This window comes from Pseudomonas sp. PB101 (assembly GCF_009764265.1).
Taxonomy (GTDB): Bacteria; Pseudomonadota; Gammaproteobacteria; order Pseudomonadales; family Pseudomonadaceae; genus Aquipseudomonas.
Map to the genome: position 1 here is coordinate 84,171 of NZ_RWIR01000026.1, position 19,785 is coordinate 103,955.

General features: G+C 60.3%; 21 protein-coding genes. 15 read left to right on the forward strand and 6 right to left on the reverse strand.

The features are described from left to right. Nucleotides 1–2: 2 nt before the first annotated feature. The 5 genes from cyoB to EI969_RS08755 all read left to right on the forward strand — a co-directional run bounded on the left by cyoB (nucleotide 3) and on the right by EI969_RS08755 (nucleotide 4,269). Nucleotides 3–2,033, forward strand: coding sequence for a cytochrome o ubiquinol oxidase subunit I (gene cyoB / locus EI969_RS08735; protein ID WP_160387107.1), 2,031 nt, complete (start codon nucleotides 3–5; stop codon nucleotides 2,031–2,033). 3 nt (nucleotides 2,034–2,036) lie between these two features. Further along, nucleotides 2,037–2,663, forward strand: a complete 627-nt coding sequence (locus EI969_RS08740) for a cytochrome o ubiquinol oxidase subunit III (protein WP_056728483.1) — start codon at nucleotides 2,037–2,039, stop codon at nucleotides 2,661–2,663. Then, entirely contained in the window at nucleotides 2,664–2,999 is a 336-nt protein-coding gene (cyoD, locus tag EI969_RS08745; RefSeq protein ID WP_160387108.1) for a cytochrome o ubiquinol oxidase subunit IV, read from the forward strand. 11 nt (nucleotides 3,000–3,010) lie between these two features. Next, nucleotides 3,011–3,898, forward strand: a complete 888-nt coding sequence (gene cyoE / locus EI969_RS08750) for a heme o synthase (protein ID WP_007986830.1) — start codon at nucleotides 3,011–3,013, stop codon at nucleotides 3,896–3,898. Nucleotides 3,899–4,059: 161 nt separating this feature from the next. After that, the gene (locus EI969_RS08755) at nucleotides 4,060–4,269 is read left to right on the forward strand and encodes a hypothetical protein (RefSeq protein ID WP_160387109.1); all 210 of its coding nucleotides are present in this window, start codon (nucleotides 4,060–4,062) and stop codon (nucleotides 4,267–4,269) included. A 107-nt stretch (nucleotides 4,270–4,376) separates the two neighbouring features. On the opposite strand, the gene EI969_RS08760 is transcribed toward EI969_RS08755, so the two are convergent. Next, nucleotides 4,377–5,789, reverse strand: a complete 1,413-nt coding sequence (locus EI969_RS08760) for a PLP-dependent aminotransferase family protein (protein WP_160387110.1) — start codon at nucleotides 5,787–5,789, stop codon at nucleotides 4,377–4,379. 148 nt (nucleotides 5,790–5,937) lie between these two features. Here EI969_RS08760 and EI969_RS08765 point away from each other — a divergent pair, with 148 nt between their 5' ends. The 10 genes from EI969_RS08765 to EI969_RS08810 all read left to right on the forward strand — a co-directional run bounded on the left by EI969_RS08765 (nucleotide 5,938) and on the right by EI969_RS08810 (nucleotide 15,282). Next, entirely contained in the window at nucleotides 5,938–7,038 is a 1,101-nt protein-coding gene (locus tag EI969_RS08765) for an MFS transporter (RefSeq protein ID WP_160387111.1), read from the forward strand. Between the two features lie 43 nt (nucleotides 7,039–7,081). Then, a complete protein-coding gene (locus EI969_RS08770; RefSeq protein WP_160387112.1) occupies nucleotides 7,082–8,362 on the forward strand; it encodes an acetyl-CoA carboxylase biotin carboxylase subunit family protein in 1,281 nt (426 codons plus the stop codon). 50 nt (nucleotides 8,363–8,412) lie between these two features. Then, nucleotides 8,413–8,907: a RidA family protein gene (locus EI969_RS08775; protein ID WP_046040191.1), complete on the forward strand. Its 495-nt coding sequence runs from the start codon at nucleotides 8,413–8,415 to the stop codon at nucleotides 8,905–8,907. A 79-nt stretch (nucleotides 8,908–8,986) separates the two neighbouring features. Next, a complete protein-coding gene (locus EI969_RS08780) occupies nucleotides 8,987–9,472 on the forward strand; it encodes a cupin domain-containing protein (protein ID WP_160387113.1) in 486 nt (161 codons plus the stop codon). Nucleotides 9,473–9,738: 266 nt separating this feature from the next. Continuing rightward, nucleotides 9,739–10,383: a glutathione transferase gene (gene yfcF, locus EI969_RS08785; RefSeq protein WP_160387114.1), complete on the forward strand. Its 645-nt coding sequence runs from the start codon at nucleotides 9,739–9,741 to the stop codon at nucleotides 10,381–10,383. 32 nt (nucleotides 10,384–10,415) lie between these two features. Then, nucleotides 10,416–11,756 carry a KamA family radical SAM protein gene (locus EI969_RS08790; RefSeq protein WP_160387115.1) on the forward strand — a complete coding sequence of 447 codons (1,341 nt, stop codon included), beginning with the start codon at nucleotides 10,416–10,418 and terminating at the stop codon, nucleotides 11,754–11,756. 31 nt (nucleotides 11,757–11,787) lie between these two features. Further along, nucleotides 11,788–12,660, forward strand: coding sequence for a branched-chain amino acid aminotransferase (locus EI969_RS08795; RefSeq protein ID WP_160387116.1), 873 nt, complete (start codon nucleotides 11,788–11,790; stop codon nucleotides 12,658–12,660). 21 nt (nucleotides 12,661–12,681) lie between these two features. Further along, nucleotides 12,682–13,440 (forward strand): TauD/TfdA family dioxygenase, encoded by a 759-nt coding sequence (locus EI969_RS08800; RefSeq protein ID WP_160387117.1) that lies wholly within the window; start codon nucleotides 12,682–12,684, stop codon nucleotides 13,438–13,440. Nucleotides 13,441–13,507: 67 nt separating this feature from the next. Then, complete coding sequence (locus EI969_RS08805) at nucleotides 13,508–14,467, forward strand: diiron oxygenase (RefSeq protein WP_160387118.1); 960 nt, start codon at nucleotides 13,508–13,510, stop codon at nucleotides 14,465–14,467. A gap of 14 nt (nucleotides 14,468–14,481) precedes the next feature. Next, the gene (locus tag EI969_RS08810) at nucleotides 14,482–15,282 is read left to right on the forward strand and encodes an N-acyl homoserine lactonase family protein (protein ID WP_160387119.1); all 801 of its coding nucleotides are present in this window, start codon (nucleotides 14,482–14,484) and stop codon (nucleotides 15,280–15,282) included. Nucleotides 15,283–15,396: 114 nt separating this feature from the next. On the opposite strand, the gene EI969_RS08815 is transcribed toward EI969_RS08810, so the two are convergent. From EI969_RS08815 to EI969_RS08835, 5 genes are all read right to left on the reverse strand, one after another. Then, a complete protein-coding gene (locus EI969_RS08815) occupies nucleotides 15,397–16,827 on the reverse strand; it encodes a PLP-dependent aminotransferase family protein (protein ID WP_160387120.1) in 1,431 nt (476 codons plus the stop codon). Between the two features lie 252 nt (nucleotides 16,828–17,079). Then, a complete protein-coding gene (locus EI969_RS08820; protein WP_160387121.1) occupies nucleotides 17,080–17,784 on the reverse strand; it encodes a hypothetical protein in 705 nt (234 codons plus the stop codon). A 70-nt stretch (nucleotides 17,785–17,854) separates the two neighbouring features. Further along, nucleotides 17,855–18,040 carry a hypothetical protein gene (locus EI969_RS08825; protein WP_160387122.1) on the reverse strand — a complete coding sequence of 62 codons (186 nt, stop codon included), beginning with the start codon at nucleotides 18,038–18,040 and terminating at the stop codon, nucleotides 17,855–17,857. Nucleotides 18,041–18,076: 36 nt separating this feature from the next. Beyond that, a complete protein-coding gene (locus tag EI969_RS08830; protein ID WP_160387123.1) occupies nucleotides 18,077–18,904 on the reverse strand; it encodes an ABC transporter permease in 828 nt (275 codons plus the stop codon). 7 nt (nucleotides 18,905–18,911) lie between these two features. Beyond that, entirely contained in the window at nucleotides 18,912–19,784 is an 873-nt protein-coding gene (locus EI969_RS08835; RefSeq protein ID WP_103394243.1) for an ABC transporter permease, read from the reverse strand. Between the last annotated feature and the right edge of the window lies 1 nt (nucleotide 19,785).

The window sequence follows — 19,785 nt, forward strand, 5'->3', positions numbered from 1 at the left end:
CGATGTTTGGTAAATTAAGTTGGGAAGCGGTCCCGTTCCACGAGCCGATCGTAATGGTGACCATCGCCATGATCGCGCTCGGCGGTCTGGCACTGTTCGCGGGTATCACTTACTTCAAGAAGTGGACCTACCTGTGGACCGAGTGGCTGACGTCGGTCGACCACAAGAAAATCGGCGTGATGTACATCGTCGTCGCCATGGTCATGCTGCTGCGCGGCTTTGCCGACGCCATCATGATGCGTACCCAGCTGGCCATGGCCACCGAGGGTTCGCCTGGCTACCTGCCACCTGAACACTATGACCAGATCTTCACCGCTCACGGTGTGATCATGATCATCTTCATGGCGATGCCATTCTTCACCGGCCTGATGAACCTTGCAGTGCCGCTGCAGATCGGCGCGCGTGACGTTGCCTACCCGTTCCTGAACTCCCTGAGCTTCTGGCTGCTGGTTTCCGGCGTAGTGCTGATCAACCTGTCCCTGGGCGTCGGCGAATTCGCCAAGACCGGCTGGGTTGCCTATCCGCCGCTGTCGGGCCTGCAATACAGCCCTGGCGTGGGGATGGACTACTACATCTGGGCGCTACAGCTATCCGGGCTAGGTACGACGCTGACGGGGGTCAACTTCCTGGCCACCGTGCTGAAAATGCGTACCCCTGGCATGAAGCTGATGGACATGCCGATCTTCACCTGGACCTGCACCTGGGCCAACGTCCTGATCGTGGCTTCGTTCCCGATCCTGACCGCTACCCTGGCACTGCTGACGCTTGACCGTTACATGGATTTCCACATTTTCACCAATGAACTTGGTGGCAATCCGATGATGTACGTGAACCTGTTCTGGGCGTGGGGTCACCCTGAGGTGTACATCCTGATCCTGCCAGCGTTCGGCATTTTCTCGGAAGTGATCTCGGCGTTCACCGGTAAGAAACTGTTCGGCCACAAGTCGATGATCTACGCATCGGGCGCAATCTCGATCCTGGGCTTCATGGTTTGGCTGCACCACTTCTTCACCATGGGTTCGGGGGCCAGCGTCAACGCCTTCTTCGGCCTGGCGACGATGCTGATTTCCATCCCGACGGGTGTGAAGCTGTTCAACTGGCTGTTCACCATTTATCAGGGCCGTCTGCGTTTCACCAGCCAGGTTCTGTGGACCCTGGGCTTCATGGTGACCTTCGCCATCGGCGGCATGACTGGCGTACTGCTGGCCATCCCGGGTGCCGACTTCGTTCTGCACAACAGCCTGTTCGTGATCGCGCACTTCCACAACGTGATCATCGGCGGTGCGGTATTCGGTTACATCGCAGGTTTCGCGTTCTACTTCCCTAAAGCGTTCGGCTTCAAGCTGCACGAAGGTTGGGGCAAGGCAGCGTTCTGGTTCTGGATCAGCGGCTTCTTCGTCGCGTTCATGCCGCTCTACGCTCTGGGCTTCATGGGCATGACCCGTCGCCTGAACGCCACCACCAACCCTGAGTGGGTGCCGTACCTGTACGTTGCGATGTTCGGTGCGGTGATGATCGCTGTCGGTATCGCTTGCCAGCTGATCCAGCTCTACGTGAGTGTGCGTGACCGCAACAAGCCAGAGAACATGTGCGAACACGGCGACCCGTGGAATGCCCATACCCTGGAATGGTCGACCTCGTCGCCACCTCCGTTCTACAACTTCGCTGTGCTGCCGAAAGCCGATTGCGTCGATCCGTTCACCGAAGCCAAGGAAAACGGTACCGCGTACCAGGCTCCGGCCAAGTACGAACCGATCCACATGCCAAACAACACCGCCACTGGTGTGGTCATGGGCGCTCTGTTGACCGTGTTCGGTTTCGCGATGATCTGGCACATCTGGTGGCTGGCAATCGCTGGCCTGGCCGGCACCGTGATCTACTTCGTGATCCACGCCGCTCGTGATGATCAAGGCTATATGGTGCCGGTCGACGTGATCGAGCGCATCGAAGCCGAGCAGCACAAGCGTCTGGTTGCGGCAGGGAAAATCCCGGCCACCGCCACCCGTGTTGAAACCTCGTTGGAACAGGCTTAAACCATGTCGAACTTAGTGACCAATGCTGGACACACCCATGTCGATGGACATGGGCATGATGACCATCACCACGACTCGGGCGAGATGACCGTATTCGGTTTCTGGCTCTACCTGATGACCGACTGCATTCTGTTTGCGTCGATCTTCGCGGCGTACGCGGTACTGGTTAACAACGTAGCGGGTGGCCCGTCGGGCCACGACATCTTCGAACTGCCATACGTACTGGGCGAAACCGCTCTGCTGCTGTTCAGTTCGATCACCTACGGCTTCGCCATGCTGGCGTTCTTCCGTGGCAACAAGAAGCAGGTCCTGGGCTGGCTGGCCATGACCTTCCTGTTCGGTGCCGGCTTCATCGGCATGGAGATCAACGAGTTCCACATGCTGATCTCCGAGGGCTACGGCCCTAGCCGTTCCGGCTTCCTGTCCGGGTTCTTCACCCTGGTCGGCACCCACGGTCTGCACGTGACCAGCGGTCTGATCTGGATGGCGATCATGATGTACCAGGTGCAGAAAAACGGCCTGACGGCGACCAACAAGACCCGTCTGAGCTGCCTGAGCCTGTTCTGGCACTTCCTGGACGTCGTGTGGATCTGCGTATTCACCGTTGTTTACCTGATGGGGACTATGTAAATGGCTAACACACACTCCCATGACAGCCACGATGCCGGTCACGGCAGCGTCAAGTCCTACGGTATCGGCTTCATCCTGTCGGTGATCCTGACCCTGATCCCGTTCGGTCTGGTGATGTACCCGACGCTGCCGAAGTCGATCACCCTGATGATCGTCGTCGCGATGGCCGTCATCCAGGTGCTCGTGCACCTGGTGTACTTCCTCCACCTGGACCGTTCGGCCGCGCAGCGTAACAACGTGATTGCGTTTGTCTTTGCCGCGATCGTGATTGTCCTGCTGGTTGGCTTGTCGCTGTGGATCATGTTCAGCATCCACACGTTCATGATGGCGAAGTGAGGTAGATCCGCATGTCCCTTAAGCACTTTATCCAAATCACCAAACCGGGGATCATTTTCGGTAACGTGCTTTCTGTGGCAGGCGGATTTTTCCTGGCCTCCAAAGGGCATGTCGATCTGGCCATCTTCCTGGCCGCCATGATCGGCACGTCCCTGGTGGTTGCCTCCGGTTGCGTGTTCAACAACTGCATCGACCGCGACATCGACCTGAAGATGGAACGCACCAAGAACCGGGTGCTGGTGCAGGGCTTGATCTCCCTGAAACTGGCCCTGATCTATGCGACCGTCCTGGGTGTCGCCGGCGTTGCGCTGTTGTACAAGGTGGCCAACCCGTTGGCCGCGCTGTTCGCAGTCATCGGCTTCGTGATCTACGTCGGCTTCTACAGCCTGTACCTCAAGCGCAAGTCGGTTCACGGCACGCTGGTAGGCAGCCTGTCGGGCGCCATGCCGCCAGTGATCGGTTATGTCGCAGTCAGCAACACCTTCGACATGGCCGCGCTGACCCTGCTGGTGATGTTCAGCCTGTGGCAGATGCCGCATTCCTACGCCATCGCGATCTTCCGCTTCAACGATTACCTGGCCGCATCGATTCCGGTGCTGCCAGTGAAGCGCGGTATCCAGGTGGCCAAGAAGCACATCCTGATCTACATCCTGGCCTTCCTCGTGGCGACCTTGATGCTGACCTTCAGCGGCTACGCCGGCATGAGCTACCTCGCCGTCGCCGCGGCCATGGGCATGTACTGGTTGTACATGGCCTGGACCGGTTACAAGGCAGTGGATGACACGGTCTGGGCACGCAAGTTGTTCGTGTTCTCGATCTTCACCATTACCGCGTTGAGCGTGATGATGTCCCTGGACTTCAAAGTGCCGACCGAGTTGCTGCTGACGTACGCGCCTTAAGCGTCGGATGCCGTAAAAAACCGTCCTTCGAGAGAAGGGCGGTTTTTTTTTGCTTTTTGGAAAAGCGATAAATATGTACCGCACCAAATTGTTTGAGTGGTCGATAGTGGCGTGGCGCATTGAGGATCAACGCGCATAATCCACAGATGCCAGGAGGCACCATGTTAAACATCGAACAAACCAGCATCATTTTGAATGCCGCAATCGATAAGCCATACAGCGAATCACTGCGTGAGATATTGTCGCTGCTCACTGGACGTCCTGTCCGCCCAATGGGTTTCGGTTTCGCCGGTACGGCAGATCATCGGCCAGAACGTGTGAGTCTGAAATTCAATGAAGACTTGGTAGTCCATTCGTACGATTTTGGTTAAGCAAAAATCCCGCCCTTCGAGAGAAGGGCGGGATTTTTTTTTGGAGTAGTTGTTGCGGCCATCGCCAGCAGGGTCGTTCCCTCAGGGGCGAGGGTCGTCAGCTATTTTCAGGTTTTATCGAGCAACCGAAAAAACCGTTCCCGCACCTGCAAGCTGTCGCTGTGAGCCACGTTGAATCGCAGGAACTGGCTGGCATCCGGCGCTTTGCTCAGCAACGTGCCCGGCGCCAATACCATGTTGTTCTCCAGCCCCTGGCGAGCCAGGTTCTCGGCATGCAAGCCCTCCGGCAACCGCGCCCAGATAAATACGCCTTCACCCGGCAATGACGACAGCGAACACCCGGCCTCGGCCAGCCAACCGGCCACGCGACTGTTCGATTCATAGAGCCGGTCCACCGTGCGCCGCGCATGTTTGGCATAGCTGCCGTCGCTGAGCATGGTGCAGGTGATCTGCTCCGCCAGCTCCGACGTCACCCCGCCGCAAGCCATTTTCAGGGCAACCATGCGTGCCGCCAATTGTGGCGAGAGTACGGTGTAGCTGACGCGGCTGTTGGCGGTCAGGGTCTTGGAGAAGCCGGAGACATAACTCACGTTGTCCAGCCCGCTGGCCGCCAGGCGCGGGGTGCGGCGTTGCTGGATGTCGCAGTACAGATCGTCTTCGACGATGTGGAAGCCATGGCGGTGGCTCAGTTCCAGCAAGCGGTACACCTGGGCCGGGGTGAACGAGTGGCCGGTGGGGTTATGCAGGGTGCTGTTGGTCATGTACAGCACGGGTTTGTGGGCGATCAGCAGTTGCTCGAACGCGTCCAGGTCGATGTTGTCGCGATTGCGCGCAATGGTGATGACTTTGGCCCCGTGCAGCGCCAGGTTGGCGTGCATGTTGAAGTAACACGGATCGTCGAGCAGCACGGTGTCGCCGGGTTTGACCAGCAGGCGCATCAGCAGATCGATGGCCTGCATGGTGTTGGCGGTGGTGATGATCTGGTCCACCGGCGCTTCGATGCCGAAGGTCGCCAGTTTGACCCGCAGGGCCTGGCGCAACGGCAGATATCCGCCGGCCACGCCGTACTCGCCCATGCGCAACGACGTCGCTCGCAGGGTACTGCGCACGGCTTTCTGCAATTCTTCGGCGGGCAGCCACGAGGTCGGCAGAAAACCGCAGCCGGGGCGCAGCGCGCCGTTGTCCAGCAGCAGTGCGCGGCGTACCACGCTCAGGGTGTCCTGGGGTTGCAGGTCCGGGCCGGTGCCGCTTTTCAGCGCCGCTTCGGAGCGGTGCACGTAATGCCCGGAGCCCTGGCGAGACACCACCAGCCCCTTGGCCCGCAAGCGGTCCAGTGCATCGACCACCGTGGACTTGCCCACGTTCATCAAGTCGGAGAGTTCGCGAATCGGCGGCAGCTTGGCGCCATGGGGCAGGCCACCGGTGCTGATCGCCCGGGTCAGCTGATCGACGATCTGCTGCACCAGCGGCACGCCGGGCTGGAATTCAATGGCGGCAATGACTGCGCGTTGAACCTGCATTTTACTGGTCTCTCCGGCAGTAAAGTTTGTTGGATTCTATACGAACTTGCTCTGATCAGGACAAGCCTCTCTCTCTACCATGCCCTTACAGACTTTTCCGAGTGTCGGCCTTTGTTGGCGGGCGTTCTCCCGGTTCCTGAGGTGCTGCATGGGTGTCGAAACAACGGTCGCGGTGGCCAAACCGGTCATTAACCTGCGGTTATTCACGATCCGGATGATCACCGCTGTCTCGCTGTTCGCGGTGCTGGGCAAGGCCAACGTCTGGCTCGACACCGCCACCAACAGCATCCTGGCCCTTGGATATCGCGCCTTGCTGCTGCTGTTGCCCCTGACTCTACTGGTGCTTGGCCGCCGCTCCCTGAGCGTCACGCTGCTGTGTGCCGGCCTTGGCCTGGTGCTGCTGGCGCTGACCAGCAATCAAGGCATGGTGATGTTTGCCGCCGCACTGTTCGCCTATGGCATTGCCATTGCCGGTTACCTGATCAAGAGCGAAGCGGCACAGACCAAGGAAGGCGCGGCCTACAACCGCGTGGCCATGAACATGGGCAGCCTGGTGGCCGGTCTGATCCTGTTGTCGCCACTGCTCACGCCTACGATGTTTTTCCTCGGTGCGGCGGCGTTCGTGCTGCTGTGCCTGCCGATCGCCCTTGGTGCGACCTTCACCACCGAACCGCTGGCAGCCCGCCCGGCCAGCCAGGCCGGCAGCAACTGGGGCAGCAAACTGCCTTGGGTAATCGCCGGGATCATCATGGGCATCAAGCTGTTCGGGGTGTTTTCGATCCTGCCCCAGGCGATCCTGCTCAAGACCGGCGAACTGCCTGCCTGGTACGGCTTGATGCTGATCCTCAACAGTGCCGTGGTGGTCTTCGCCCAGGTGCCGGTGATGAAGCTGATCGAGCGCACGGGGCGCTTCAAGGTGCTCGCGGTGATCGGGATCATCGTCGGCGGCTTTGCCGTGCTGTCGTCGCCATCCGCGTTCCACGTCGAGACCCTCGCCGGGGCGCTGATCTGGGTGGCGCTGCTGTCGATCGCCGAATGCGCCTTCAGCTACCTCGATTACTTTTCGGTCAAGCAAAACAACATGTTCGTCAAGGAAGTGTCCCTGGGGGTAGGGGCCGGGCTGACCGTGTTGATCATGCGAGTGGTGCCGGCGCCGTACAACGCGCTGGTCCTCGCCGCCATCGGCGCCGGCGGGATCCTGGCCTGGTATTGGCTCAACCGTAAATCCAATGCGTCGTTGCATGACTGAGTCATCGCCGTTGCGGATTTCACTTTGCGGGTCGGGGGCATCAATGAATACGACTTCATGCGTGGTAGTGGTGGGTTACAACGGCAGTCGGGTTCACGACATCCAGAAGCTGCGCGAGCTGTGCAAGTCGCTCTACAACGCCAGGCTCATCCTGCTGGTCGAGAAGATTCAGCCCCATGACGACCAGGTGGCCGATCACGTCTGCAGCACTTCGCTGGCCGAGAAAGACGTGGCGGCGTCCCTTGAACTGGTAGTGGGGTGCCTGAATGCCGACAGCTGGAAGCTGATCGGCGTACTGCCGTTCTCCGATCGCGGCGTGCTGCTGGGGGCCGCGCTGGCCAGTCACTTCGGCTTGCCGGGCATTACCCCGGGCGAGGCACGGGCGGGCCTGGACAAGCAGATCTTCCGTCGCCTCGAAGCGGCGGCCAGCAGCTCCCCTGAAGAATACCGGCCGGTGTTTTCCGCGCGGGTCGAAAGCCTGCCGGAACTGCGCCAGCGCGTCGTCGAACTGGGCGGCAAGGCCTTCATCAAACCGGCGTGCGAAGGTGCGAGCCGAGGTTGTCGCGTGATCCATCACCCTTCGGAATGCGACGACGCCTGGCTTGCCCTGAAACCCTACCGCGAGGGCGGCATCGTTCTCGAAGAGCTGGTGCAGAACGCCCGCGAATACAGCTGGGACTACGTGGCCGGCAGCACCTGGGTGACTGAAAAAACCACCACCGAAGGCGCCTACCGCGCAGAGATCCAGCAAGTCGTGCCCGCACCGCTGGCGGCTGAGGTGCAGGCGCGCTTGATGGCGGCCGGTCGGCACATGTCGGCATTGGTGTCCCGGGACAACGGTGCCTGGCACAACGAAGTGTTCCTGCGCAGCGACAACCTGACCTCTGCCGTGGAAACCAACATGCGCCCTGGCGGCATGCACATCTGGGACCTGGCCAAACGCGCCTTCGTCGATTTCGATCCGTGGGAACGCTGGGTGCGCTGGGCGGTGGAAGGCAAGACCGAAGAGCACGAGCCAGTGGCCCGTGGTTACTGCGGCATTCGCCTGCTCAAGGCGCCGGCCGGCGGCATCCTGCGCACAATGCCCGACATCGAGGCTCTCGCCCGTGCGCTGCGCATCGATCTGGTGGAAGGCCAATACGCCAAGCGTATCGGCGACTCGGTCAGCGCGCTGGTCAAAGACAATTTTTCATTCGTCGGCCACATCGTGTTGTTCAACGAACACTACGGGCAACTGAGCAACGACCTGTTGCGCCTGGCCGAAGTGATTGAGTCACACATCGAGGTCACTAGCCTGGCGCCGCCCACTCGCGCCGCAGGTTGAGCTGGCCAGCAGCCGTTTTTTTTGCATTACCGATCAAGAGGGTTCGATCCATGATCCAGCACATGACCTGCGATGAACGCTTCATCGCCCTGGCCAAAGAGTTTGGTTATGACATCTATGGCGAAAACACCGCAGGCGGGCACTACGCGCCGCTGATACGCCATCATGACGAGCTGTACATCAGTGGCCTGGTGCCGCGCATGAACGGCAAGATCCACTATCCGGGCCGCGTCGGGCTGGACCTCAGCATGGCCGACGCGCAAGCCGCCGCCAGCATCAGTGCGATGCGTGGGCTGGCGTTGATCGTCGATGCGATTGGTTCGCTGGACAAGATCAAGTCATTGATCCGGGTAACGGTCTATGTGAAATCCACGGCGGATTTCGTCGATTTGAGCGAAGTGGCCAACGGCGCCTCGGATGTGTTCAGTCATGTATTGGGCGATGCCGGTAAACATACCCGCACCACCGTCGGTGTTTATCAGTTACCCAAGAATGCCGCGATAGAGGTGGACATGATCGCGGCCTTGCGTCCATCGGTGTTGTAAGTTATTTCCATACTTTACAGCGCTGAATCCTTAACTTAGTGTTTAGCGCTAAAGTGTTGAAAATAAAAAGGGCGTACGAATGGATAACTTTCAAGGTGCGTTTTTTTCATATAAGGACTTTCGTCAAAGCCTGCACCATCGAGCGCCAAGTCCCAAAGTATGGAAAGGCAGCGAACTGGCGGGAATGCGACAGACCCTCGAAGCCAGCGACGTTGATATCGTCGCGCTGGCTCATGAAAAAAGCATTGGGGGTTGCGAAGTGACGCCTGGGATGGCGATCGCCATGCAATGGCTGAACCCCGGTGTGACGCTCAACGGTCACGCGCATTCCTGGTGGCATCTGTTTGTCATCCAGTGCGGCAGCGGGGTGTTGACCCTCGGCGATGCCGACGGGGTCGACGTCAGCAGCGGCGACGTGCTGCTGGTGCCGGCCTGGACCCGGCATGGGTTCGTCAACACCAGCAAATACGAGCCTCTGGCGATGCTGAACATGAGCAACATGCCGCAAATGGCGTTGCTGTCGAACTTTGCCGACAGCCACGGCCTGATCACCACCCAGCCGTAATTCCCCCCACCAGCGCTTTTTCGTAGGAGCCGGCTTGCCGGCGATAGCGTCCCCGGGACCGCCATCGCCGGCAAGCCGGCTCCTACGTTTTTCATTGCCTTCACGACCCGCTCCCGAGCCTGATTTTGCCTCTGCGTTTGCCCGCGTAAACGAACTTTCTGTATCGATTGAAACGAACAAATTCTGTATCTATTCAGCCCTCATTCAACTAACTACGATCACTTCCAATGCACGTTAATCCCTGCAGTCAGTGAATGGAGTGCTCTATGGAAAACAGCAAGCTAAAACTGTATGTCAGCGCCGATCATGTCAGCGCTTTTGCGATGTCGGCTTTTGTGGCGCTCAAGGAAAAGCAACTTTCATTTGAACTTGTGCCTGTTAACTTAAAAGCCCGCGAAAACTATTTGCCGGTTTATCGCGATCTTTCGCTGACATGCAAAGTTCCAACCCTGGTTCACGAAGATTTTGCCTTGGCGGAATCATCGGCGATTGCCGAGTACCTCGATGAGCTCACCCCGGGGCATACAAAACTTTATCCGCAGGGCATCCAGCAACGCGCCCGTGCCCGTCAATTGCAGGCCTGGTTGCGCAGTGACTTGCTGGTGGTGCGCAGGGAACGCCCGTTTGATCTGGTCTATTTCGGTAAAAAGGATCTGCCCTTGAGCGCCGATGCCCAGGCTGCCGTCGAGCGTCTGTTGTTCGTCGCCGACCATTTGCTGGAAGAGGGCGCCGAACATCTGTTCGGTGACTGGAGCATTGCCGACACCGACCTGGCAATCATGCTCAACCGACTGGTGGCCAACGGTGATCCGGTGCCGGCGCGGCTCGAAGCCTATGTGCAGCGACAGTGGGACCGCGACAGCGTCCGGGCGTGGATGGACATAGAGCGCAAAGCGCCGGCCATCGCCTAACAACACTCAGGGCATTCACCAGGAGCGCGGCCATGCAAGGACTGTCGGAGCACGAACGCTACACACCCTATAACTCACGCACCATCCGCGACACACCCTACTGGCACAAGCTGACGCCGGAGTTACAGGAGGCCATGACCGTGGTGGCGCGGGTCATGCCGTTTCGCACCAACGAATATGTGCTGGGCACGCTGATCGACTGGAACAACATTCCCGACGACCCGATTTTCCGCATGACTTTCCCGCACAAGGACATGTTGCTGGCGGACGAGTATGCCTCGCTCAAACACCTGATCGAGCTGGATGACAGTGCGGCGATCAAGCGCCGGATCGAGGCGATCTGGCTGCGCATGAATCCGCATCCGGCCGGGCAGTTGACGCACAACGGGGTCACCCTCAATGGCAAGGTCCTGCCGGGTATCCAGCACAAGTACCGCGAGACCGTGCTGTTTTTCCCCGGGGCCGGTCAGACCTGTCACGCGTACTGCACCTTCTGTTTCCGCTGGGCGCAGTTCATCGGCGAGGAAGAACTCAAGTTCAATGCCCGTGAATCCCGGGAACTGGTCAGCTACCTGAAGGTGCACAGCGAAGTGACTGACGTGCTGATTACCGGCGGCGACCCGATGATCATGAACACCCGTTCGCTGGCGGGTTACATCGAACCGCTGCTGGAATTGCCGCACCTGAAGAACATCCGCATCGGCACCAAATCCGTGGCGTACTGGCCGCAGCGGTTTGTCAGCGACAAGGATGCGCCCGAGCTGCTGGAGCTGTTCCGGCGAATCGTCGCGGCGGGGAAAAACCTGTCGATCATGGGGCACTACAACCACCCGGTGGAGATCCGCCCGGCCATCGCCCGCCAGGCCATCGAGCGCATTCGCTCGACGGGCGCGACGGTGCGCATGCAGGCGCCGGTGATCCGCCACATCAACGAAAACCCCGCCGATTGGGCCGCGCTGTGGACCGAAGGCGTGCGGCTCGGGGCGGTGCCGTACTACATGTTCGTGGAGCGCGACACCGGCCCCAGCCATTACTTCGCGATGCCGCTGGCGCGGGCCTTCGAGATCTTCCAGGCGGCGTACCGCACGGTGTCGGGGCTGGCGCGAACGGTGCGCGGGCCGTCCATGAGCACCTTCTACGGCAAGGTGCTGATCAACGGTATCGAGACCGTCGCCGGGGAAAAGGTCTTCGTCCTGCAGTTCCTCCAGGCACGCAATCCGCAATGGGTGTTGCGCACGTTCTACGCGCGCTTTGATCCGCACGTCACCTGGTTCGACGACTTGCAACCGGCCTTCGGCGAGCGTGCGTTCTTCTTTCAGAACGAACTGGCCGCGGTGCCGGAATTGATACCTGTGTTGCTGGAAACGGCGTAGGAAAATTCATGAAAAATGGGGAGATATGGAAATGAGCAGTATCCCGTTTGATCAGCGCGAGGGTGTTATCTGGCTCGACGGCGAGTTCGTCGAGTGGTCCCGGGCGCAGTTGCATGTGCTGACCCATGGCCTGCATTACGCGAGCACCGTGTATGAAGGCGAGCGGGTCTACAACGGCAAGATCTTCAAGCTGCGCGAGCACAGCGAGCGCTTGTATCGCTCGGCGCAACTGATGGACTTTGCCATCCCCCATGAGCTGGCTGAACTGGAGGCGGCGAGCCATGAACTGCTGCAACGCAACCAGGTCGTCGACGGCTACCTGCGCCCGGTGGCCTGGCGCGGCAGCGAGATGATTTCCACCTCGGCGCGCTTCAACCGAGTGCATGTGGCCATCGCTTGCTGGCAGTGGCCGAGCTATTTCGATCCGGCGGCGCGCATGGCCGGCATCCGCTTGAAAACCGCGACCTGGCGTCGCCCGCCACCGTGCAGCAGCCCGTTCGAAGCCAAGGCGTCCGGGCATTACCAGATCGCCACGCTGAGCAAGCACGACGCCGAGAACAGCGGTTACCACGATGCACTGATGCTCGACTGGCGCGGCCACGTTGCCGAAGCCACCAGCGCCAATGTGTTCTTCGTCAGAGGCCGGACGCTGCACACGCCGCTGGCGGATTGCTTCCTCAACGGCATCACCCGCCAGACCGTGATCGAGCTGGCCAGGGCGCTGGATTACCAGGTGGTCGAACGCACGATTCTGCCTACGGAGCTTGGCGACTTCGACGAGTGTTTTCTCACCGGTACCGCCGCTGAAATCACCCCGGTGCAGAGCATCGATGAGCAGCGTTACCGACCGGGCGATACCTGCCGCGACCTCATTGCCGCTTACACCTCAACCGTAAACGCCTGATCACCTGCCAGGAATCTCACCATGTCAGACCAAGGGATTGTTGCGTCTCAACCGTGCATCTCGCTCGGCCATCGTCATGAAGAACTGTCGACGCTGGGCTGGACTGTGCTGACTCCGGACGAATTTGCCGATGATGTCGTAGGCAACTTGCAGGCGTTCGGTCCGATCATTCCGCAGTTCAACGGCCAGACGGCCTTTGCCATTACCCGCAAGCCGGGTTACGAAGACTTGCCGTATTCCCAGAGCATGAACGGCATCGGTCCGCACACCGAAGCACCGGTGTACGGGCCGCCGCCGCGTTATCTGGCGTTGCACTGCCATACACAGGCCACGTGCGGTGGCGGGCACACCGGCCTGGTGGATGGTTATGAATTTCTCAAGTCTCTGGAACGCAGCGAGCCGCAATTGCGCCAATGGCTGGATGACACGCCGGTAGAGTTTGTCGCCACCGCCAAACCGGGCGAACCGGGGCAACGGCGGGTCAGGGAATACGTCCTCACGCCTACGGAGGACGGCGATATTTTCCGTTTCAGTTACAACCAGTTTCACTACGGCGATGTAAACCCGTCCAGGGAAGCACTACAACAATCCCTGGTCGCCAACAGCACCTCGCCGCTGGCCCGGTTTGCCGCGCTCGGCGAGGCGTACTTCGTCGAGCACAACGTTGCGGTACTGATTCCCGACGGATGCCTGCTGATTTGGGACAACTGGCGAATGATCCACGCTCGCAGTCGTTACACTGACCCGGCGCGCAACCTGACCCGCTACTGGCTGGCCTGATTTTTCCGGCGCCCTTCATTCTTTTGGCGTACCCCTTGGCGGGTACGCGTCTTACAGGTATCGCGTCATGCAAACAGCAATCGAGATCGCCCAGGTCGATCACCAACTGATCGTGCGGCTCAACCAGGCCTGGACCAAGCGCGCGTCCGTGTGTGCACCGGACAGGGCCCTGATCGACGAAGTGTTCGACCCGCTGCGCCCGGATTACCCAGAGTGCATGGTGCCGTTCTTCCATCATCCGAAATTCCAGGCCCTGAGCGACGAGCTCAAGAGCAGCGTGGTGACCTGGGGCTGGATCGGCTACAACCTGCGCACCGTCACCGCCGAAGAACTCATCGTCAATCCGGCCCTGAGCGTGATCGCCAATCAGTACCTGGGCAAGGACGACTGGCATTTTCGCGAGGCCATGCAACAGACCCTGATCGACGAGCACTACCACACGCTGATGCACCTGCGCGCCATCGAACGGACCAAGCTGGATCGGGCGCTGGATCAGGATCTGGACTTGCCACCCTCTGTCACTTACCTGCGCCTGAAAGCACAGCGTGAAGCACTGCCCGAGCAATGGCAGCGGGATTTGGCGGCGATCACCTTTGCGGTGGTGGCCGAGATCAGCGTCAACGCCTATCTGGATTTGCTCGCGGACGACCAGAGCATCCAGCCGCAGAACCGCCGCGTGGCCGAACTGCACAACCGTGACGAATATGCCCACAGCAAGGTGCTGGCCGAAGTGGCCAAGGTCATGTACGCCAACATGCAGCCCATGCAGCGGGAATTTTTCGCACGCAACCTGTCGGTGGCGCTGAGCGCTTTTATCGCTCAGGACTACTCGATGTGGGAGGCGATTCTGACGCAGCTCGGGGTCGAGGACGCAGCGCTGATCATTGCCGACACCCGCGAGAGCAACAAGAACGCGACCATCATGCGCGACTACAGCGGCCTGCATAAGCTGGCCCGGGACCTGGGCATCAGCGACCAGATCGATTTCGACTTCCGTCCGACCCTCAAAACCACGGCGGCCGCCTGAACCTGGAGGTGTCTATGTCTGCTCCTGTGTACGAAGTGTTCGCTATTCGTGTCGGCGCAAACGCCCAGCGCACCGCCAGGGAAAACTTTCTCTACGACGCCTGCTGCGGTGATCCGAATGCGCCGATGCCGCTGGATTACTACTTCTGGGTCATCCGCAACGAGCAACAGGTGATCGTGGTCGACACCTGTTTTCAACCGGCCACGGCGGATCGGCGAAATCGCCAGATGTACCGCCTGCCGGAGGAATCCCTGCGGCAGCTGGACATCGAGCCGGCGCAAGTCGAGCACCTGATTCTGACCCACTTGCATTGGGACCATGCCGGCAACCTTGGACTGTTCCCCAAGGCGACCGTGCATTTGCAGGAAGCGGAACTGCGCTTTTGCACCGGGCCGAAAATGGCCCATCGCACGCTGAACAAAACCTACGAGGTCGAGGACGTGATGTCGGCGCTGCCGCCGCTGTTCGAAGGGCGGATGCGTTTGCACAACGGTGTTGTCGAGGTGCTTCCCGGCGTGACGCTGCACCCGGTGGGCGGGCATACGCCGGGCAGCCAGGTGGTGCGGGTCAATACCGGACGCGGCTGGATTGTGCTGGCATCCGATGCTGCGCATTTGTGGGTCAACATTCGTGAGCGCAGCCCGTTTCCGATTCTCGATGACCTGGCGCAAACCCTTGAAGCATTCACCGAGATCGACCGCCTGGCCGATGGCGAAGACCACGTCATCCCCGGCCACGACCCTCTGATCGCCGAGCGCTTCCCGCATTGGAATGACGACCCGCATATCATTTGCCTGCACCAGAATCCAATCTGAAGACCACCCCAAAACCTGTGGGAGCGGGCTTGCCCGCGATGACGGCAGCACATTCAACATTGATGTGGCTGACACACCGCTATCGCGAGCAAGCTCGCTCCCACAGGATCGCGGTTAACCCTGATTTTTCAGGATGCGCCCCAGCGTCAGCAGCGCCTCATCAATCCGTGGCGAGTACGGCGCGCCACAGCCAATGCGCACAAAGTGATCGAAACGATGGGCGTTGGAAAAGATATCCCCAGGGGAAATCTGAATGCCGAGCTTCAGCGCTTCCTGAAAAAGCAGCATCGATGAATGCCGGCGCGGCAGTTCCACCCATAACAGCGTACCGCCCTGGGGGTTGGTCACATGGGTGCCGAGGGGGAAGTAGCGAATGATCGCCTCGCTCATCTGTTGACGTTGTTGGGTCAGGGTTTTGCGCAACCGCCGCAGGTAACGTTCGTAGGACGGTGTACGCATGAATTCGCTGACTGCCAATTGCGATAACACCTCGCACCCCCGCGATTGCGTGTGCTTGAGCATCTCCACGCGGTCGTGCCATTTGCCGGCGCTGATCCAGCCCAGGCGTATGCCCGGTGCCAGGGTTTTGTTCAGCGAGGCGCAATAGATCACGTTGTCGGTGCGGTCCCAGTGTTTGAGCGTGGACAGCGGCTGCTCGCTGTCCACCAGGTCGCCGTAGGTGTCGTCCTCGATCAGCACCGTGTTGTGCTCGGCGCAGATTTTCACCAGCCGCGCCTTGTTGGCATCGGGCATGATGCTGCCCAGCGGGTTTTGCAGGTTGGGAATGACGATCAAAGCCTTGACCCGTTCGGGGCCCTGCAGCAGCAGTTGCAGGGCCGCCAGATTGAGCCCGGTGTGGGCCGAGGCCGGGACTTCCAGCACACGCAGGTTCAGGCTTTCGAGAATTTGCAGCAGGCCGTAGAAGGTCGGCGACTCCACGGCCACGGTGTCGCCGGGGCGGGTGACCGCACGCAAGGCCAGGTTGATCGCTTCGGTGGCACCGTTGGTGATCACGATCCGTTCGGGGGCCAGATGGGTCTTGCTGGCCAGCGCCCGACGCGCCAGGAGGCTGCGCAATGCGCTGTTGCCGCAGGTCGAGCCTGCGGCACCGAGCAGACCGGCGTCGTAGCGCAGCGACTTGATCATGTTGTCTTGCAAGGTCTTCAACGGGTAAAGCTGCGGTGCGCAGTAGGCACTGGCGAAGTTGACCTTGATCGTCGCACGCTGACTGGCCTTGAGCACCGCGCAGACCTGTTCATGAATGCCGACATAGACGCTGGTATCCAGCGCCGGCGCCAGGGCAGACGGGGCCGGCCTGGGCGCGATGTCGGGCTGGCGAATGTAGTTGCCGGAGCGTGGCCGGGCTTCCAGCACACCGTAGTCCTCCAGTTCCCGGCACACCTGCACGGCGGTCGACAGGCTGACGGCGTGTTTTTCCATCATCAAGCGGATCGAGGGCAAGCGTTCACCGGCTTTCAGGGTGCCGCTGCGGATCGCGTCCAGGTAGTGGTTGGCCAACTGGCGATACAAGGGGGGCGTGTTCATGATGACCTCGGCAGTTGCACCACCGGGGTCTGGGCTGGAAAGTGAGTTGACGCTCCCCGCAGGCGGACCCGTGGTGCTCATGGGTGAAGGGAAGTGGTGTTCTGCGTCGATACTGGAAGAGTAATCGCGGTTTTGCCCGAATCACGGGCAATAAAAAGCCCCGCACTGATGGCGGGGCTCTTGACTGGTCGCTGAGGACCTTGTGGCGAGGGGGCTTGCCACAGGCAAGCCCCCTCACCACATCTGTGAGTATTACTGCGCGGCGATGCTGTACCCGTCGAACGCGGTCTGCTGCTGCAGGGCGGTGATGATGTTCTTGCGGTTGACCGCTTGCTCGGCGCCGCTGTTGTCCAGGAAGGTCTCGCTTTCCAGCTCTGCCTCTTCGCCTTCGCCAACGAAGGTGAAACCGAGGAACTCCAGGGCCTCGCGGTCGACGTTCAGGCGCGAGCGCGGGGTGCGCAGCGGCAGGGTGACGCTCACGCCGTCCTTGCTGATGGTGAACACTTCGAGTTCTTTCTTGGCCTTGGCCGCCTTGCTCTTGCCGCCGCTCGGGTTGCTGATGGCCTGATGCGTCTGGTTCAGCACCTTCAGGGCCAGGCCGTAGACGATTTCCTGGAACGCCGGATCGTCCTTGAAGCTGGACAGGATGCGGCTGATCGGGAATTTGCTGCTCAGGTCTTCCAGGGCGGCGATGTCTGCCGACTCGGCGTCCTTGAGCTGCTTGAGCTGGCCCATCAGATCGTAGGCCTTATCGTCGTCGAAACTGTCGTGGGCCTGGCGGATCGCGACGCGAAGTTCGCGGATCTGATCGCTTTCGCGGGTGGACTGGAAAGCGTCCAGCACCATCTCGCTGATGGTTTTGGCCTGGGGAACGTGTTGTGAAAGATTGATGGAGTTTTCGTATTCCGCTTTGGACGACAGGGTAACTACGGATTCGGCGGTGTTGGAATCGGACATTGAAATTTCACTACTTCTTTGAACTTGAATAGGGGCGAGAAAGCACGGGGGCTTTTTCAGGCCGACTAATCTATTGGACCGGGGCGACGTTGTCACGGGCGAACAGGCGGCTGGTCAAGTTTTTGCTTTCGCGATGGGCGCTTACGATCACGCGTTTGTTCTGGATAAACCGATACTCTGTAGGAGCGAGCTTGCTCGCGATGGTCTCAAGGACACCGCGTTCATCCAGGATGAGCGCGTTATCGTTGACGTCCATCGCGAGCAGGCTCGCTCCTACAGGGATGTGCAGTGCTCAGGAATGCTGCAGTTTCTGCGCGCGTTTGTCCGCCAGATGCTGCACCACCAACCGGCCAATCAATACCAACAAGGTCAGGCTGATCAGCAACACCGAAATCGCCGCGACGCTCGGGTCGACGTTATCGCGCAGGCCGCTCCAGATGCGTTTGGGCAAGGTGTCGACGTTGACGCTGGTGATGAACAGCGTCACCGCCACCTCTTCCCACGACAAGGCGAACCCCAGCAGGGCAGTCGAGGCCAGGCCCAGTTTCAGGTTCGGCAAGATCACCATGAAGGTGGTCTGCATCAGGCTGGCGCCGAGGTTGCGCGAGGCCAGTTCGATGCGTCGGTCGACGTTGCTCAACGCCACCAGCATGGTCACCACGCCGTACGGCACCACCATGATCACGTGGGCGATCACCACGCCGGTCAGGGTGTCGTAGCCCATGCCCGGTGCGAAGCGGCCGAGTTTGGTCTCCATGAAGTACAGCACCAGCGCGGAGATCACCGGCGGGATCGCCATCGGCAACAGCACCAGGCCCATCAGCGCCGTGGCCCATTTCGAGCGCATGTACCAGATGCCCAGGCTGAAACTCGCCGCGAGCAACGTGGCGATGATGCTGGTGGCGAAGGCGATGGTCAGGCTCTGGCTGATCGCGTGGAACCAGTCAGGGTTGCTCACCAGCGCTTCGTAGTGACGCAGCGACCAGTTGCCTTCGGGCATCGACAGGAAGCGTTTGCTGGTGAACGACACCGGAATGACCGTCAGCAGCGGGAACAGCATGAAGGCCATGGCGACCACGGCCAGCAGGCGGGTACTCAGGCTTGTGCGATGGGTATTCATAGATATCTCAGCCTACCAGTCGGTTCACGCGGGTCATTTTCAGCAGTACCCAGATCAGCGCGCTGACCAGGGCCAGCAAGACCACGCTCAGTGCAGCCCCCAGGCCCCAGTTGCTGGTCTGGAACATTTGCAGGAACACATACTCGGCGATCATCACCGTTTGCCCGCCACCCAGCAGCACCGGCGTGATGAAGAAGCCCAGGCAGAACACGAATACCATGATGAAGGCACCGAGAATGCCCGGCAGGGTTTGCGGCAGCAGCACTTGCCAGAAGGTGCGCAGGGCACCGGCACCGAGGCCGCGCGAGGCCATGAGCACACGCTGATCGAGTTGACGCATGGTCGACAGCAGCGGGAACACGGCGTACGGGATCATCACGTGGAGCATGCCGATGACCACGCCGATTTCATTGCGGCTCAGTTGCAGCGGTTGATCGATCAAGCCCATGCCCATTAGCCCGTTGTTGAGCACGCCGTTGCTGCGCAGGGCGATCAACCAGCCAAAGGCCCGTACCAGCACGGAAATCCAGAACGGGATGAAGATGCAGATCTCCACCACGCGCTGCCAGAACGGCGGGCTGAACACCCAGCAGTAGGCCAGCAGGTAGCCGATCATCAAGGCCAGGCCACTGACGGTCAGGCACAGGCGCAAGGTACGCCAGAGCATCTCGTGGATGGCCGGGTCCGTGGCGATGCGCTGGTACTGCTCGATGCCCGGAGTGGGCAGCGAGAAGCTCCAGCCGACCACGCCGAGGAACGGCAGCACATAGAACACCAGCAGCAACACCGGCAGCGGGAACAGCAGCAAGCCGCGCTCCAGGCCTGGCGAACTGAAGCGGGGCTTGGGGCTGGTCAGGGTTGAGGTCAGGGTGGTAGTCATG

What these genes read in the sequence shown, in the direction of transcription:
- cyoB (WP_160387107.1), top strand. Translation starts at nt 3, where the DNA reads ATGTTTGGTAAATTAAGTTGGGAAGCGGTCCCGTTCCACGAGCCGATC.
- EI969_RS08740 (WP_056728483.1), top strand. Translation starts at nt 2,037, where the DNA reads ATGTCGAACTTAGTGACCAATGCTGGACACACCCATGTCGATGGACAT.
- cyoD (WP_160387108.1), top strand. Translation starts at nt 2,664, where the DNA reads ATGGCTAACACACACTCCCATGACAGCCACGATGCCGGTCACGGCAGC.
- cyoE (WP_007986830.1), top strand. Translation starts at nt 3,011, where the DNA reads ATGTCCCTTAAGCACTTTATCCAAATCACCAAACCGGGGATCATTTTC.
- EI969_RS08755 (WP_160387109.1), top strand. Translation starts at nt 4,060, where the DNA reads ATGTTAAACATCGAACAAACCAGCATCATTTTGAATGCCGCAATCGAT.
- EI969_RS08760 (WP_160387110.1), bottom strand. Translation starts at nt 5,789, where the DNA reads ATGCAGGTTCAACGCGCAGTCATTGCCGCCATTGAATTCCAGCCCGGC.
- EI969_RS08765 (WP_160387111.1), top strand. Translation starts at nt 5,938, where the DNA reads ATGGGTGTCGAAACAACGGTCGCGGTGGCCAAACCGGTCATTAACCTG.
- EI969_RS08770 (WP_160387112.1), top strand. Translation starts at nt 7,082, where the DNA reads ATGAATACGACTTCATGCGTGGTAGTGGTGGGTTACAACGGCAGTCGG.
- EI969_RS08775 (WP_046040191.1), top strand. Translation starts at nt 8,413, where the DNA reads ATGATCCAGCACATGACCTGCGATGAACGCTTCATCGCCCTGGCCAAA.
- EI969_RS08780 (WP_160387113.1), top strand. Translation starts at nt 8,987, where the DNA reads ATGGATAACTTTCAAGGTGCGTTTTTTTCATATAAGGACTTTCGTCAA.
- yfcF (WP_160387114.1), top strand. Translation starts at nt 9,739, where the DNA reads ATGGAAAACAGCAAGCTAAAACTGTATGTCAGCGCCGATCATGTCAGC.
- EI969_RS08790 (WP_160387115.1), top strand. Translation starts at nt 10,416, where the DNA reads ATGCAAGGACTGTCGGAGCACGAACGCTACACACCCTATAACTCACGC.
- EI969_RS08795 (WP_160387116.1), top strand. Translation starts at nt 11,788, where the DNA reads ATGAGCAGTATCCCGTTTGATCAGCGCGAGGGTGTTATCTGGCTCGAC.
- EI969_RS08800 (WP_160387117.1), top strand. Translation starts at nt 12,682, where the DNA reads ATGTCAGACCAAGGGATTGTTGCGTCTCAACCGTGCATCTCGCTCGGC.
- EI969_RS08805 (WP_160387118.1), top strand. Translation starts at nt 13,508, where the DNA reads ATGCAAACAGCAATCGAGATCGCCCAGGTCGATCACCAACTGATCGTG.
- EI969_RS08810 (WP_160387119.1), top strand. Translation starts at nt 14,482, where the DNA reads ATGTCTGCTCCTGTGTACGAAGTGTTCGCTATTCGTGTCGGCGCAAAC.
- EI969_RS08815 (WP_160387120.1), bottom strand. Translation starts at nt 16,827, where the DNA reads ATGAACACGCCCCCCTTGTATCGCCAGTTGGCCAACCACTACCTGGAC.
- EI969_RS08820 (WP_160387121.1), bottom strand. Translation starts at nt 17,784, where the DNA reads ATGTCCGATTCCAACACCGCCGAATCCGTAGTTACCCTGTCGTCCAAA.
- EI969_RS08825 (WP_160387122.1), bottom strand. Translation starts at nt 18,040, where the DNA reads ATGGACGTCAACGATAACGCGCTCATCCTGGATGAACGCGGTGTCCTT.
- EI969_RS08830 (WP_160387123.1), bottom strand. Translation starts at nt 18,904, where the DNA reads ATGAATACCCATCGCACAAGCCTGAGTACCCGCCTGCTGGCCGTGGTC.
- EI969_RS08835 (WP_103394243.1), bottom strand. Translation starts at nt 19,784, where the DNA reads ATGACTACCACCCTGACCTCAACCCTGACCAGCCCCAAGCCCCGCTTC.